Source organism: Salinibaculum sp. SYNS191, from assembly GCF_037338445.1.
GTDB lineage: Archaea > Halobacteriota > Halobacteria > Halobacteriales > Haloarculaceae > Salinibaculum > Salinibaculum marinum.
Map to the genome: position 1 here is coordinate 1,635,033 of NZ_CP147838.1, position 13,303 is coordinate 1,648,335.

17 protein-coding genes are annotated in these 13,303 nt (G+C 64.8%); 7 read left to right on the top strand and 10 right to left on the bottom strand.

The window, feature by feature from the left end:
• Nucleotides 1-2: 2 nt before the first annotated feature.
• Complete coding sequence (gene sppA, locus WDJ57_RS08875) at nt 3-995, bottom strand: signal peptide peptidase SppA (RefSeq protein ID WP_338905662.1); 993 nt, start codon at nt 993-995, stop codon at nt 3-5.
• Between the two features lie 556 nt (nt 996-1,551).
• On the opposite strand from sppA, the gene WDJ57_RS08880 reads away from it, so the two are divergent.
• On the top strand, nt 1,552-2,154 hold the full coding sequence (locus WDJ57_RS08880) for a DUF7344 domain-containing protein (RefSeq protein WP_338905663.1): 603 nt from the start codon (nt 1,552-1,554) through the stop codon (nt 2,152-2,154).
• Entirely contained in the window at nt 2,151-2,726 is a 576-nt protein-coding gene (locus WDJ57_RS08885; RefSeq protein ID WP_338905665.1) for a hypothetical protein, read from the top strand. Before WDJ57_RS08880 ends, WDJ57_RS08885 begins: the two co-directional genes overlap by 4 nt.
• 12 nt (nt 2,727-2,738) lie before the next feature.
• Here WDJ57_RS08885 and WDJ57_RS08890 read toward each other — a convergent pair whose 3' ends face one another.
• Nucleotides 2,739-4,004: a DUF5305 domain-containing protein gene (locus WDJ57_RS08890; protein ID WP_338905667.1), complete on the bottom strand. Its 1,266-nt coding sequence runs from the start codon at nt 4,002-4,004 to the stop codon at nt 2,739-2,741.
• A gap of 60 nt (nt 4,005-4,064) precedes the next feature.
• On the bottom strand, nt 4,065-5,210 hold the full coding sequence (locus WDJ57_RS08895) for a signal peptidase I (RefSeq protein WP_338905669.1): 1,146 nt from the start codon (nt 5,208-5,210) through the stop codon (nt 4,065-4,067).
• Nucleotides 5,211-5,464: 254 nt separating this feature from the next.
• Between WDJ57_RS08895 and WDJ57_RS08900 the strand changes: the two genes are divergently transcribed.
• Complete coding sequence (locus WDJ57_RS08900) at nt 5,465-5,611, top strand: hypothetical protein (RefSeq protein ID WP_338905670.1); 147 nt, start codon at nt 5,465-5,467, stop codon at nt 5,609-5,611.
• Between the two features lie 36 nt (nt 5,612-5,647).
• Here WDJ57_RS08900 and WDJ57_RS08905 read toward each other — a convergent pair whose 3' ends face one another.
• The 6 genes from WDJ57_RS08905 to WDJ57_RS08930 all read right to left on the bottom strand — a co-directional run bounded on the left by WDJ57_RS08905 (nt 5,648) and on the right by WDJ57_RS08930 (nt 8,401).
• Complete coding sequence (locus WDJ57_RS08905; protein ID WP_338905672.1) at nt 5,648-6,049, bottom strand: PIN domain-containing protein; 402 nt, start codon at nt 6,047-6,049, stop codon at nt 5,648-5,650.
• Nucleotides 6,033-6,254 (bottom strand): antitoxin VapB family protein, encoded by a 222-nt coding sequence (locus tag WDJ57_RS08910; RefSeq protein ID WP_338905674.1) that lies wholly within the window; start codon nt 6,252-6,254, stop codon nt 6,033-6,035. Before WDJ57_RS08910 ends, WDJ57_RS08905 begins: the two co-directional genes overlap by 17 nt.
• Before the next feature lie 40 nt (nt 6,255-6,294).
• Complete coding sequence (locus WDJ57_RS08915; RefSeq protein ID WP_338905676.1) at nt 6,295-6,453, bottom strand: hypothetical protein; 159 nt, start codon at nt 6,451-6,453, stop codon at nt 6,295-6,297.
• A gap of 234 nt (nt 6,454-6,687) precedes the next feature.
• Nucleotides 6,688-6,888 (bottom strand): hypothetical protein, encoded by a 201-nt coding sequence (locus WDJ57_RS08920; RefSeq protein ID WP_338905678.1) that lies wholly within the window; start codon nt 6,886-6,888, stop codon nt 6,688-6,690.
• A gap of 156 nt (nt 6,889-7,044) precedes the next feature.
• Nucleotides 7,045-7,590 carry a hypothetical protein gene (locus tag WDJ57_RS08925; protein ID WP_338905679.1) on the bottom strand — a complete coding sequence of 182 codons (546 nt, stop codon included), beginning with the start codon at nt 7,588-7,590 and terminating at the stop codon, nt 7,045-7,047.
• Nucleotides 7,591-7,732: 142 nt separating this feature from the next.
• On the bottom strand, nt 7,733-8,401 hold the full coding sequence (locus WDJ57_RS08930) for a hypothetical protein (RefSeq protein WP_338905681.1): 669 nt from the start codon (nt 8,399-8,401) through the stop codon (nt 7,733-7,735).
• Nucleotides 8,402-8,835: 434 nt separating this feature from the next.
• Here WDJ57_RS08930 and WDJ57_RS08935 point away from each other — a divergent pair, with 434 nt between their 5' ends.
• From WDJ57_RS08935 to WDJ57_RS08950, 4 genes are all read left to right on the top strand, one after another.
• Entirely contained in the window at nt 8,836-9,432 is a 597-nt protein-coding gene (locus tag WDJ57_RS08935; protein WP_338905683.1) for a DUF7344 domain-containing protein, read from the top strand.
• Nucleotides 9,433-9,960, top strand: a complete 528-nt coding sequence (locus WDJ57_RS08940; protein WP_338905685.1) for a hypothetical protein — start codon at nt 9,433-9,435, stop codon at nt 9,958-9,960.
• 319 nt (nt 9,961-10,279) lie between these two features.
• On the top strand, nt 10,280-11,173 hold the full coding sequence (locus tag WDJ57_RS08945) for a hypothetical protein (protein WP_338905687.1): 894 nt from the start codon (nt 10,280-10,282) through the stop codon (nt 11,171-11,173).
• A gap of 60 nt (nt 11,174-11,233) precedes the next feature.
• On the top strand, nt 11,234-12,115 hold the full coding sequence (locus WDJ57_RS08950; RefSeq protein WP_338905689.1) for a hypothetical protein: 882 nt from the start codon (nt 11,234-11,236) through the stop codon (nt 12,113-12,115).
• A 48-nt stretch (nt 12,116-12,163) separates the two neighbouring features.
• Here WDJ57_RS08950 and WDJ57_RS08955 read toward each other — a convergent pair whose 3' ends face one another.
• Nucleotides 12,164-13,054: a coiled-coil protein gene (locus WDJ57_RS08955; RefSeq protein WP_338905691.1), complete on the bottom strand. Its 891-nt coding sequence runs from the start codon at nt 13,052-13,054 to the stop codon at nt 12,164-12,166.
• Nucleotides 13,055-13,303 lie beyond the last annotated feature (249 nt).

Below are 13,303 nucleotides of genomic sequence, written 5' to 3' on the forward strand. Positions count from 1 at the left end.
CCTCACCAGCGCCGCAGCGGGGTCTCGTCGTCGGTCAGCGTCCCGGCGACGCCGGCACCGAGCGCGTACGCGACCCGCTGGGTACCGCCCTGGAGCCGTCCCGCGAGGCCGCGGCTGGGGGCGAACTCCTCGACGGCAACCTCGGTGCCGAGTTCGGTTTCGAGCGCGTCGACGACGTCCTCCCGGGTCCCGAGTTCGTCCACCAGCCCCAGTTCCAGCGCCTCGTCGCCGAGGTAGACCCGGGCTTCCGTGTCGCGGACGGTCTCGGCGTCGATGTCCCGGCCCTCCACGACGCCCTCGACGAACTGGTCGTAGTAGTCGTCGACGATTCCCTGGAGGTAGGCGCGCTCGTCCTCGTCCAGTTCCTTCAGCGGGGCCCCGGCGTCCTTGTACTCGCCGGCGGTGAGCTGTTCGTACTCGACGCCCAGCCGGTCGGCGAGGTCGGCGACGGTGACCCGGGAGCCGATGACGCCGATGGAGCCGACGATAGAGCCCTCACGCGCCCAGAGCTCGTCGCAGCCGCTGGCTATCTCGTAGCCGCCGCTGGCGCAGACGTCCGTCGCGTAGGCGAGCGTCGGGCCGTCGAAGCGTTCGGCGGCCAGGCGGATGTCCTGGCTGGGGACGATTTCGCCGCCGGGGGTGTTCAGTTTCAGCAACAGCGCGTCCGCAGCCCGGTCGGCGTCGGCGCGCTCTATCTGCTCGACGACGTCGTCGGCGGACGTGCCGACCGGTGTGCGGCCGAGGCCGCCCCCGCTGTCTCTCGAAATGGGGCCCTCCACGGCCACCTCGGCGACGTTGTAGCCCGGCACGATGCTCCGGGCGGCGTTGCCGGCCACGCGGACGCCGACCAGCCCCACGACGACGAGGAGGACGACGCCGAGGAGGTCTGCGACCGTCGCGGGGAAGTCGACGAACAGGAACCAGCCGGCCGCGACGGCGATGGCCGCGACGACCAGGAACACCAGGCTGCGGGCGACAGTACGTGCGGTGCGCATACACGAACCTCTGGTCCAGCGGCCCTATAAGCGGTGTGTCCGGCGCACGCCATAGCCACCGGACCGTCGTGCGCGGCCTGCCTGCCAAAAAGTGACAGCTATCTGGGAGTATATCGGAATGTCATTATCACTGCTGAATGTGACAGCCGACGCGGCCGGCCGAGGTGGGCGGGAACGCGGTGGCAGTCGACGAAAGGACACTCCGACGGGGCGCGAGACAGGGTGAGAGACGGGGATCACCCGTGAACTCGGGGTCGGTGCCGACTGACGGACATCTATTGGCATTTCGACACGACACCGAAGAATATCAAATTGAGTAACAGACACGTAGACAAAGATTCATGACTAGTTATTGAATGATTGAAGTGCAATATCTATCGCCTTATCGTCGAAAAGTAGCCCGTGAGCAGCTTCAACCCGGTTTTTGTGCACATCTCGAACGACGAGTCCGGGGAGCGACACCGGAGTTCAATCGGTCATTGAAGGGTCGAGCGTCCTGTCAATCGAAAATATAATTAGTGTCAGCGCAGTATGTCAGGCCAGGGATGTGTGAGATATGAGCAAGGCGACAGCAGGGAGTAGCGGGAGCGACGTGACGGGGCCGCCAGAGCCGTCGGTGGCGAAGCCCGACCTCTCCCGCGACGAGGTGTTCGAGGTGCTGAGCAACAGGCGGCGGCGGTACACGCTGCACTGTCTGCAACAGGAGGGGACGGCCGCGCTGGGCGACATCTCCGAGCAGGTCGCGGCCTGGGAGACGGGGCAGTCGGTCGAGGAGATAGACGCCGCGGAGCGCAAGCGGGTCTACACCTCACTCCAGCAGTTTCACCTGCCGAAACTGGAGGAGAAGGGCATCGTGGACGTCGACGAGCGCTCGGGGACGGTGGCGCTCGGGGCCGCCGCCGAGGACGTCGACGTCTACATGGAGGTGACCGAGAAGTACGACTTCCCGTGGAGTTTCTACTACCTCGGGCTGGCCGGAATCGGGGCGGTCCTCGTCTCGCTGTCCTGGCTCGGCATCCCGCCGGTCGCCGCCGTTCCGAACGGCGGCTGGGTGGCCTTCCTCCTCACGACCCTGACCGTCTCCGCGCTGGCACACACCGTACTCGTCAGCCGCATGCGCCTCGGTCGCGAGGGTCCCCCGCCCGAAACCGAGCGATGAGTACCCGCCGCGTCGCGTTGCTGACCGCGGCGGTGCTCGCGCTCGCGCTGGCGGTCGGCAGCGGCGGGTTCTCGACGACGAACGCACAGCGGTCGGTCAGCGTGGCCGTCGTCGACGACGCGGACGCCTACCTGGCAGTAGAGCACGCTGCCGGCGACGGAACGCTCACCGTCGGGCCGGGCCGCGGTCGGCTGACCGACGGCCTGTGGCTGCTCGACGTCGGGAACCAGTTCTCGGGGACGCCGCTGTCCGTAACCGTCGGGTTCGAGCAGACGGGGGCCCGGCGCGTGACGAGACTCGAACTCCGTCACGACGGCGATACCGTGAACGCCGTTGGCGCGGGCAACCCGTCGAGCGAGGGCGGAAACGCGAGCACGTCGAGGACCGGCCCCGCGTCCGGAACCCTCGGGAAGGCACACCTCGCCCCCGGCGAGGACGCGGCGCTGGTCGCCGACGTCGACTGTACGGCAACGCAAGGTGCGACAACGAGGCTGCAGGTGACCGTCGACGCGACTGGTCCGGGAGCGTCCGTCGACCTCGACCGGACAGTCACAGTCGAGTGTCCGCCGTAGGTTCGACCGGGGTCACCCGCCGCTGGAGCCGTCTTCGTCGGCGGCGTCGACTGCCGCAGGCTCCTCGTCGTCGTCCGCATTTTCCTCGTCGTCTGCGCTTTCCTCACCGTCCGTCGTCGTCGGCTCCAGCACGTCGGCCAGCGGCTCCCCGCCGCCGCTGGTCGCGTCGTCCTCGGCGAGCGGGTCGTCCCCCGGGAGCGACGGGGGTGCGTAGGTGTACGTCCGGTCCTCGCCGAAGACGACGAGGACGCCGGTGGTGCGGTCTTCGAGGACGCGCTGGTCGGTGTCGATGGCGACGTCGACGAGGCCTTCGAGTGTCGCCACCTCGATTGCCGCGCCGGGGTGGTCCGCCTCGGGGAGGCTGGCGACCGTGATCCAGTCGTCGAACTCCGCGCGCGTGGAGCGGTACTCCAGCCAGTCGCGCTCGCGCTCCGAGACCGAGAGCGCGCCGCGACTGCGCGCGACGCCCAGTCCGGCGGCTGCCGCCAGCGAGACGACGGCGAGGAGCGGACCGCCGTAGGCCCGCAGTGGGCCCGGCTCGACCGGGACCGTCACCTGTTCTGTCTGCTCGTCCGAGTCGGTGGTCGGCCCGGCGTCGGTGACCTCGTAGATGCCGTTGCCGAGGCCGACCGAGAGGCGGTAGGTCCGCGTCCGGTCGACCGGCTGGCCGTTGCGCGTCCCCGTAAGCGACAGGCGCGTCTCGACGCGCACCTGCTTCTGGCCCGGCGTGGTGCCGAACTGCTCGTCGACCCTGTCCAGGCGCGCGGCGGCGGCGCTGACGTTCACCGAGAACGGGACGCGCAGGCGGTCACCCGGCGAGAGCCCGTCGACCTGGCGGGAGCCGAGCACCGACTCCAGCCGCCAGTACTCGGTGCCCTGACCCTGTTCCTCGCCTCCGTCGGCCTCCGTGGCGGAGCGGAGCACGAGCGCCGTGGTGGCGTTGACCGACAGGTTGCCGCCGCCGCTGGCGCGGTAGGTGTACGCGAAGGTCCCGTCGAGCCGCGGCGTGAGCTGTCGGAAGTAGCTGGTGCGGTTGCGCAACACGTCGCCCTCGTCGTAGACGGCGGTGTCGTTGACGACGGTCGCGCTGTGGGTGAACGAGCCGGTCGACTCCCACGAGGCGATCTGCCGGGTCTCTGTTCGCGTCGCGTCGGTCGCGTAGGCCCCGTACGCGACATAGCCCCCCACCAGCCCGAGCACGAGGACCACCGCGAGGACCGGCAGGAAGTACCGGTCGAGTGTGGCCCGAACCCGGACACGCCGCTCGCGCGTACTCATCACCAGAGGGTAGGACCTGTCCGCGTAATAAAATATAGGATTCCGTGACAGGTCGGGCAGTCACCGGTAGCGGTGGTACAGCCGCGACAGCGTCGACGGCGTCTCCCGCGAGCGCGTGCGGAGGCGACCGGTCCCGACGAGTCGAGTGCCCACGAAGTAGAACGGAATCGCCAGCAACGCGTCGATTGCCAGCACCGGCAGCCACGGGTGGATCCCGTACAGCGAGCGGATGGCCGACGGCGGGAGCACGGCGAGATACCGGTGTTCGACGACGTAGCGCCGGTACGCGCCGGTCTCCGGCGGAGCCGACAGCGTCAGCGACGCGTTGGCGACCGAGCGGGGGCCGACGCGGAGTTCGCGGGGCTGTATCTCGACGGCGTCGCCGCCGGGTTCGAGGTAGGTGACGACGGGGACGAACCCGCCGTTGCCGACGGGGTACTGCGTCGTCACGCTGGTCCCCTGCTCGACGACGAACTGGCTGTCGGACTCGAACTCCGCGCTGACGATGGAGAACTCCTGGCTGCCCGCGGGGCCCGCCATCGCCGCCGTCGCCGCGAGCGCCAGACCGACGGCCATCGCCCCCACGAGCAGGCGCGTGTTCGTCCCCGTCTCGCGGTCGCGGGTGCGCTCGCGGTCGGTGTCGTCGGCGAGATACAGGTCGAGGACGTACAGGACCGCGGTGAGTCCGAACAGGAGGTAGGCGAAGCCCTGGAGGCCGAGCAGCGAGCGCGTCCCGAGCAAGCCCGCGAGGCGGACCTGCAGCGTCTGGATGGCTCCCTGGATGCCCTCGACTGCTGTCCCGAGGTGCGGGATGACGAGGACGCTCCCGCCGGGTTGCCAGGCGACGGCGACGATTTGCTGGGGTTTGACCGGCGGTTCGTCGCTGTCCTGGTCGGTGAAGGGGTTGGCGTCGCCGCGCGTGACGAATCCCTGCTCGGTCTCCTCGACGACGCGGTGGGTCGTCAGCCCCCCGCCCTGTATCTCCTCGGCGCGGAACGTGACGACGTCGCCGGGTTCGACGTCGCCGGCGATGGCCGACGGGACGGCGACGAAGCCGTCGCCGGGGTTCATCGTCGGCTCCATGCTCCCCGTCTCGACGTAGCTCAGGAGGATGGGCTGGCCCAGCAGGCTGCCGAGGAGGAGTGAGAGGACCACGACAGCGACGAGGGCTGTCGCGCCGAGGCGGAGGTAGCGGCGGAGAGTCATGACACGAGAGCGTGTATCAGAAAGATGATGTCTGGGTGTTAAAAAAGCAACTGGTTCGTCGAGTCAGAGACCGTCGAACGCGGTGCCCAGTCCGGGACACGACCACGCGACGGGGGCTGGCGTGGTCTCTCAAAAATACGGGAAAGAGCTGCTTGCCGCTGGTTCTCGGAGAAGAGAATCGAATCTGCCACTGATTGAGTGCGTTCACGCCTATCAATACAAGGGGGAAGGCGTGACAAGATCCGGTGAGGCCAATGTCCATACAAGAACGCGACGGGAGGGTGGACGTCCAGTCGCTCGAGCACCACCTCTCGAAAGCCCTGGATTGTGCGGAAAACGAGTCGGCGAAGTACCACCTTCGCGAGGCGTATCAGAAAGCAATGATTCTCGAGGAACGGTAGCGAACCGCCGACGTCCCGGCGGCGCGGCGACGACGGTCACGGGTCGTCGTAGAATGTGATGTCGAGGCCGGGGACGGACTCGAAATCGCGGTCGCGCGTGACCAGCGTGTAGCCGTGTTCTCGTGCGGGCGAGGCGACGAGGGTGTCACGAGCACCCAGCGGCGCGCCGTCGGCGTGGAGACGGCCATCAAGGTTCCCCGCCGCAATCGCAGCGTCCAGCCCGAAGTTAAGAACCGAGAGCGTCCGCAGGAAGCCGACCGCGCGGTCGAATCTGTTGTCGCCGGCGCGGGCCGTCCCCCGGAGCACTTCGAACGCACAGATGGCCGGAACCGCGAGCGCGTCCTCGCCGTGGGTCTCCATCCACTCGACGGCGGCCGCGTGGTGGGTCTGCTCTGGGTCGAGAAAATCGACGATGTAGGAGCTATCCAAACAGTTCATCCTGCGTGGTCTCCAGGTCGTCGTCCAACTCCTCGCCCGCCGCGTCGACGTGCTCGCCGAGTCCTGGACACGACCCCGCAAAGTCCATCGGGTCGGTGCCCTCTGTCAGGCGGACGACGAGCTCGCTGAAACTCTCGTCCTCGCGCTTGAGCGCCGTCAGCCGGTCGTAGGCGTCCTCGGTGATGGTGATGTTCTTCGATGGCACACGTACACGTACGTGTAGATGTAGGATAAGGGTTCGGTCTTTAGCGACCGAATCGGGTGTCAGCCACGGCGACGTCGCTGTCGCTGGCGCTCGTTCCGCGAGCTTGTGAGCCAAAGAGGACGCCCAACTGGACGGGATGTGACTCCAGCACCGTCCTGATCTCGTCCGTGTCGACGGTCCCGTCCTCGCGCGCTGCCATCACGTTCGGATAGGTCGGTCTGTCGTAAAAATAATGCGTCGGGAGGAGTCACGGGAACGTGTCCGAATCGCCTCGTACTGGCGGTCGATTCGAGTGTTCAGGTGTAACTGCTGGCGAAACTCGCGCGCCACAGACCCCGCGGTCGACGGAGACGCCTCCGAGAGCGGCTTGGTCGGGGCAATCTGTTTAAATCACGCAGGACGGGAGTGGCTGGATTCTGACCGATTGTCGGTTTCAATTGGAGGTTGAATTAGCCAGCGAGATGGCAAGGAAGCCGTCCCCGGAGTCCATCGTCGCCGTGCTCTCCGTCTCGACGTAGGAGAGCGGGACGTGCTGGCCGAGGAGGAGTGAAAGGACGACGACAGCGACGAGGGCTGTCGCGCCGAGGCGGAGGGATATAGGGCGAGCATATATTGTCAGCAGTAGATCAAGCAATAATAAAACCGTCTTTGGGAGGTGGAATAGATTCCGGGAAGAGTGTCATCGGGACAAATGATAAAGTCGCAGTCGTGTACAGAGGGGCCACTGGCGCAAAGAACGTCGGATGGCTGCTGTTCGCCAGCAACTGAGGGCGGAGATTGCCGCTGAATCTCAGGGCTGGTCGGCAACGATGGTCAGCGTCTCGTCATACTCGCCGATGCTGGACCCGTGCGTGTCGATGTAGAGCCCCACGCCGAGGTGTTCACCGACGTCAAGCGTCGGTGGGTCATTACGGAGGACACCATTATCTCGGACGAGCGCGAGATCGTGTACCGCAGTACCGTCGTAGCTGCTGTATATCTCGACAGGTTGGGTTCCCTGGTTGACGATCTTCAGCAGGTCATGGAACTCATAGGTCGAGTCCAGTCCTAGACCCTCAGTGTTCAGGTTCTCCCCGTCTTCGTAGCCCGGGAGTTCAAACTGTACTTGTCCCCCGTTCGTGAACGACCGCCCAGTCAGTTCCCGGGAACCATCGCTGTCGCTGTCAAGTCCTTTGTATTCAAGTGGCTCCAACCGGAGGTACGCGCGATCATCATCTACCACTTCAACTGTGACGGCACGTTTGGCACTAACGCTGGTGAACGCACCAGATCCCACAGTGAAGGCCCCACCAGCACTGAGCGTCCCGAGCGTAGCCAATACGTTGCGTCGTTTCATTGGTCAGACCTCACCTCTGGGGAATCCCACCGGCGGAATCGAACCGCCGTAAACCATTGTGGGAATATATTTTAGAAATGCCGCCTATCCTCGCACGTTTTCTGCGGAGTCGTGTGGGAAGGCATTCAATATTGCGTCGGTGCTAGTACGAGGGTGTATCCTGACTATTATTTGTTCCAATCCAATTGGGGTTAACATCACTTTCCAAATTAGTATTGTACCCGTTCCAGCTGAAATCATCTGGTGCTAGTTCTGAATCTTTGGTCACAGCCCAAATCTTTAGATTAACGGTCTGTTCTGATATCACGTTTGGGGAATCAGAACTGCCGAATTCTCCAAAGTAGGGAGATACTTTAACTACGGCACCTGGGGCAAGAATCACACCGGTTCCATTACCGAGAGAACTTGGACCACCGTCATTAGCCATCGCCGGACCAGGCCCGCCATTGAACGCGCCGTCCTCAACGCCGAAAGCACCCATGGACACATCGTCAGGCACATTTGAGGTATCTAACCACACGCGTGCAGGCTTTGTTCCTTGGTTTGCAATCCGAAAGAGATCAGCAAACTCAGTATACGCGTCCAAATTCAGCTTATCGAAAGTCAGAGCTAGTTGATTACTACCTGTGTCAGTTATCATGTCACTATAGTCCGGATTATCTATGAGTTTAAGAAATGCATATTCATCATTGACCGTGTTGATAGTCATATCACGGTCAGCTCGAACTGTCGAAAACGCACCAGTACCCATTGCAGCTGCCCCGCCGGCAGCGAGCGATCCCATCCCGATCAGGAATTTGCGTCGTTCCATAGTTGTTCACCGCGCGCCCTACCGCAGCGCGCTTATTTCACCCATGAACACCTACTGTGTTTGTATTCAGCCGCGTGAAGGGCGTATGTGGCCGCTTGACGGTGTTTCAGACCTGGCGTGAATCCCGGATACTGCCCCGTGAACGGTCTCAAAGACAGCCAGAAAGCGAGCAAAGAGGCACATCCTTCCCGTCGAGGACCCGACGCCGACCACGACCGCCGACGTCGAGGACCGACACACACCGAAATCGGTATCGCGGGTGTTAGCCCCGCTCGGGCGCGTTCCAGATCCGGTAGCTCCGCTTCAGGCACCCTTTGAACCCCGCCGCAGTGATGATTAATCATTAATCGAGTGAAAACTATCTGAACAGTACCCTGAAAGGTGACGTTCATTTTAGGGGGAGTACGCAGTACCAATCGAGCAAGGGAGAAGGAGTGGCACAAGCACAGCAGCCTCCCGGAGAGGCATCAGGCTCGTCAGTCGATGGGGCAGAGCCAGACCTCTCCCGGGACACGACGTACAAGATGCTCGCCAACCAGCGGCGGCGCTACACGATTCACTACCTCCAGAACCGCGGGGGCGCGGTCACGCTGGGCGCGCTCGCCGAGCAGGTCGGCGCGTGGGAACACGACACCGAGCCCGACCGGCTCACATCCGACGAGCGCAAGACCGTCTACACCGCGCTCCAGCAGCGCCACCTGCCGAAACTGGACGAGGCGGGGCTCGTCGAGTTCGACAAGCGCGCGGGCACGGTCGCGCCCACCGAGTCGCTGACGGACCTGGACATCTACACCGAGGTCGTCGCCAGCGGGGAGTTCCCCTGGAGCCAGTACTACCTCGGGCTGTCCACGACCACGGTGGCGCTGCTCATCGCCGCCTGGGCGGACGTCTTCCCGCTCGTGATGCTCCCCGACATCGCCTGGGGACTGTTCGCCGCCGTCTCGTTTACCGTCTCCGCGATTGCCCACGTCGTCCTGACCCGCGAGATGAAACTCGGGGCCTCGACGGACCCGCCGGAGGTGGACGAGTAGATGGACAGACGACGCCTCGCGCTCGTGGCGCTGGCCGTCGCGAGCCTGGCCGCCGCCGTCGGGTCGGGCGCGTTCTCGTCGGTGTCAGCAGAGCGGGGCGTCTACGTGAGCGTCGTCGACGACGAGGACGCCTACATCGCTATCGACGACCAGTCGCTGCAGTGTGGTAGCCCATCGGAGAACCAGCTCTTCCAGAACCGGTTCGGAGAGTCGATGGCGAACGTCGAGGTCACAGTCACAGTACCCGAAGAAGCAGACGGGAGTGTGAAAGTCAGCAAGGCAGGGGATGGACCACCGAGCGAGGTCAGACCCGGTGATTCTGAAATGATAGGATTCGGGGAACAGGAGACAGGTCATGGACCTGTCCTGCAAATCAGGCCGGTCAACGGAACGACGCCCGACACCCTCGACATCGAAGTCGATACCGACGGGACGGGATTTTCCGTCTCGCTCGACCGGGCTTTCCATGTGGACTGCGCGAGCGGAACCCCGACGGCGACCGCACCCGAAACTGAGGTCGGTGAATAACTCGCAAACAAGTGTTACTGATGGCCCACAGTACGGTGCGTCGGTCAGGGGCTCGCAACGGCACAGCTGAGAATACACGAGAAAGGTCAGTAACCATGGCGTCGCTCCGGTTTCGAAGTGGCGGCGGCGCGAACCACGACGGCCGACAGGTTCCTCGGAGCGGCGTTCCTGTAGCCCGTTTGAACAGTAGAGCGGTCACAGAGCCGTTCTGCAGTCCTCAAAGACCCCCTGAAACCGTTCACGGTCCGGAATACAAAACGGGAACACCCGCTACGTTGAACTGGAGACCCCCGGACACCGAAGGAATGTCGCAAGACCCGTGAACCGAACACACCTCCTCCTGGTCGGGGTAGCCGTGTCGGTAGCCTTGCTCGTCCCGACGGGTGCGTTCTCCGCCGGCGGGACCGACGAGGTGACCGACGACCTGGTGCTGTCGCCGAGCGACGGACCGAACGGGAAGTACGCGCTCCTGAACAGCGACGACGAAATCGAACTCCTGCTGTCCGGTGCGAACCCCTCCCTCGAAGCGGAGGGGCTCAACGACGAGACGGTGACGCCGCTGGACGACGTCTTCACCATCACCTACACCGGCGACGAGTACGCCCGCGTCTGGCTCACCGACGACGCTGAGGACGTCCACTTCTACCGGGGTGACGACCCCGACGACGTCATCGAGAGCAGACCGAACAACGTCACGGTCGGGCCCGACGAGACGGTCCGCGTCGGCGTGCTCGTCGACGCGCGCGGCGACGACGACGTCGAAAGCGTCGACGAGTTCACCGTCCACGCGGAACTCGGCGACAGCGACGACGGCCACAGCGTCAACACGGCCGAAACCGACGAGGAGCGCGAGACGGACACACCGACGGCGACGGTGACGCCGACAGAGACGCCGACGGCGACCGAGACGGCCACAGCGGGGGAAACCGAAACGGCGACGGCGGGCGCTCAGACCGAAGCCACGGACGGAGCGCCAGCGGCGACGGGAACCGAAACGGAAACAGAAACCGAAACCGGCGCGACTACCGAATCCGGGGCTGCCGAGGGGAGTCCCGCCAGCGGGGACACGACGCCGTCGGAACCCGACGCCGGTGACGCCGGCGGTCCGTCGGAACTCGGCGGGTTCAGCCCGGTCGCGCTGACTGCCACCGCGGCGATGCTGGGGGTGCTCTTGCTCTCCCTGGCGCTGTACCGGTACCGCGGCGGACGATGACCGAACGGACCATCACACTGATAGGAACGGCGCGGGCACGTTCCGACACCTGATTCACAGATGGGGAGCGGTCAATCGACGTCCGGACGGGGTCCGGGCGAGTGGGTCCGCGCGGCTGACCTGGTCCTGATAGCCGCTGTCCCGGCGGTGTTGCTCGCGGTGTTCGCGCTGCCGGTGGCGACGCGGGAATCGCTCGTCTTCGAGTACGCGGCACCGTCGCTCCGGACCGCCGTCGCCGCACCGTTCGTCCACTTCGACCGGGGACACCTCGCGTTCAACCTCGCGGGATACGCGCTCGTGGTGCCGACGACCTACCTGCTGAGCGCGGCCTGTGGCTGCCAGCGGCGGTTCAGGGTCGTGTTGGTCTCGCTGGTGGTCAGTACGCCCGCGCTGCTGTCGTATCTCAACCTGGCGGTCGCCCGCGACGGCGTCGGCTTCGGCTTCTCCGGCGTGCTGATGGCGCTGTACGGCTACCTCCCGCTGGCGCTGGCCGACCACCTGGAGACGCGCCTCGACGTCGGCCGGACCCGGACGGTCGCACCGCTGTTTTTCTTCTCGGGACTGACCGTGATTACCGCACTGACGCTGTGGCTCGCCGCCAGAAACCCCGTGTCGGTGCCGGTTCGTGGCATCGTGGTCCCCGTCGGCACCGTCCTCGTGGCGTCGCTGGCCGGCCTCGTCGTCGCGCTGGTGCTGGTCGTCGCCCTCTACGGCCTGTCGTTGCACGACCGGCCGACGGACCTCCGGACGAGGCTCCGCGCGGCGTTCGCCCGTCCCGGCCAGTTCGAACTGGCCGTCGCCGGAGTGGTCCTGTTCGCGGCCGTGCCGTTCGCGACGTTCCCGCTCGACCCCGTCGTGGGAGGCGGCGTCGTCAACCTCTACGTCCACGTCCTGGGCTACGCGCTCGGGTTCATCGCGGTGTACCTGTACTGGCTGCTCTAGCTCTCGGTACGGAGAACCGCGCTCGTCCGCAGAAACAGTCCCCTGGTCTCAGAGCAGCCCCGTCTTCTGGAGCTTCATCAGGTCCTCGGTGTCCAGCGTCTCGCCTTCCTTGAACTTCTGATAGATTTCCTCGGCTTCCTCGCGGGCGGCCTCTTCCTTCTCCTCGCGCTGCTCGCGCTCGGCTTCCTCTTCCTTCTTGTCCAGTTCGCGCAGGCGCTTCTGGACGCGGACGAAGTCCTCGTGGTGGCGGTCGGCCGCCTCCTGGGCATCCACGAACTTCTCGTGCATCTCGTCGGCTTCGTCGCGGATGTCGTCGGCCTCGCGGTAGGCCTCGATCATCTGGTTGTGGTGTTTCTGGGCCTCGTCCGCGAGTTCGGTGACCTTCTGGTGGTGCTTGGACGCCTCGGCGCGGACCTCCTCGGCCTCGGCTTCGAGGTCCTCGAGGTCGGCGTTCTGGTCGAGCTTCTCCTTCTTGTCCTGGAGCTTCTCGCGCTTGTCCTCGATTTTCTCGATGAGTTCCCGCTCCTCCTCGGCACCGAGGACCTCGGTCTGCTGTTTGAACTCCAGGTCCTCGATCTCCTCTTCGAGCTGTTCGATGGACTTGCCCTCGTCGAGCTTGAGGTCGTTTTTGAGCTCCTCGACCTCGTCGAAGAGTTCGTTGGCCTTCGCGTTGAGCTCGTTGCGCTTCTCCTTGTGCTCCTGGACCTGCTCGTTGAGCTCGTCGCGCTTCTCGCGGTGTTCCTGGGCCTCGTCGACCTTCTCGCGAGTCTTCGCGTTCAGGTCGTCGCGGTCGGAGGCGCGCTCCGAGGCGAGCTGGTTCAGCTCGTTGCGTCGGTCGCGGAGCTTGCCGGCGAGCTTGATGAGCTCCCCTTTGGAGTTGTTTTCGAGGTTGTCGTCTGTCAGTTCTACGTTCTTTGATTCGTCTATCGAGTCTACCATGTTTGAGCCTCTGTGCCATGTCCGCTGCGGCAGCCGGCAGTCGACCCCCGTCGGCCGAGTAGCTGGTCGGTCACGAACTGGGCCACCGGAGCACCGGGGGTCCTCGAACCGACACAGCCACCGGTATCGGTTGGCTGACGCCGACAACAAGATTTCCCTGTCATACTGGGCGATAGCACGATACTGCCGGAACGCCGCAACGTTCTGGTAGCACTACGTACTGGCGATGGGCGCTTAAATATTCCGGTC

Coding starts and splice junctions, on each gene's coding strand:
- sppA (WP_338905662.1), bottom strand. CDS start 995: ATGCGCACCGCACGTACTGTCGCCCGCAGCCTGGTGTTCCTGGTCGTC.
- WDJ57_RS08880 (WP_338905663.1), top strand. CDS start 1,552: ATGAGCAAGGCGACAGCAGGGAGTAGCGGGAGCGACGTGACGGGGCCG.
- WDJ57_RS08885 (WP_338905665.1), top strand. CDS start 2,151: ATGAGTACCCGCCGCGTCGCGTTGCTGACCGCGGCGGTGCTCGCGCTC.
- WDJ57_RS08890 (WP_338905667.1), bottom strand. CDS start 4,004: ATGAGTACGCGCGAGCGGCGTGTCCGGGTTCGGGCCACACTCGACCGG.
- WDJ57_RS08895 (WP_338905669.1), bottom strand. CDS start 5,210: ATGACTCTCCGCCGCTACCTCCGCCTCGGCGCGACAGCCCTCGTCGCT.
- WDJ57_RS08900 (WP_338905670.1), top strand. CDS start 5,465: ATGTCCATACAAGAACGCGACGGGAGGGTGGACGTCCAGTCGCTCGAG.
- WDJ57_RS08905 (WP_338905672.1), bottom strand. CDS start 6,049: ATGAACTGTTTGGATAGCTCCTACATCGTCGATTTTCTCGACCCAGAG.
- WDJ57_RS08915 (WP_338905676.1), bottom strand. CDS start 6,453: ATGGCAGCGCGCGAGGACGGGACCGTCGACACGGACGAGATCAGGACG.
- WDJ57_RS08925 (WP_338905679.1), bottom strand. CDS start 7,590: ATGAAACGACGCAACGTATTGGCTACGCTCGGGACGCTCAGTGCTGGT.
- WDJ57_RS08930 (WP_338905681.1), bottom strand. CDS start 8,401: ATGGAACGACGCAAATTCCTGATCGGGATGGGATCGCTCGCTGCCGGC.
- WDJ57_RS08940 (WP_338905685.1), top strand. CDS start 9,433: ATGGACAGACGACGCCTCGCGCTCGTGGCGCTGGCCGTCGCGAGCCTG.
- WDJ57_RS08950 (WP_338905689.1), top strand. CDS start 11,234: ATGGGGAGCGGTCAATCGACGTCCGGACGGGGTCCGGGCGAGTGGGTC.
- WDJ57_RS08955 (WP_338905691.1), bottom strand. CDS start 13,054: ATGGTAGACTCGATAGACGAATCAAAGAACGTAGAACTGACAGACGAC.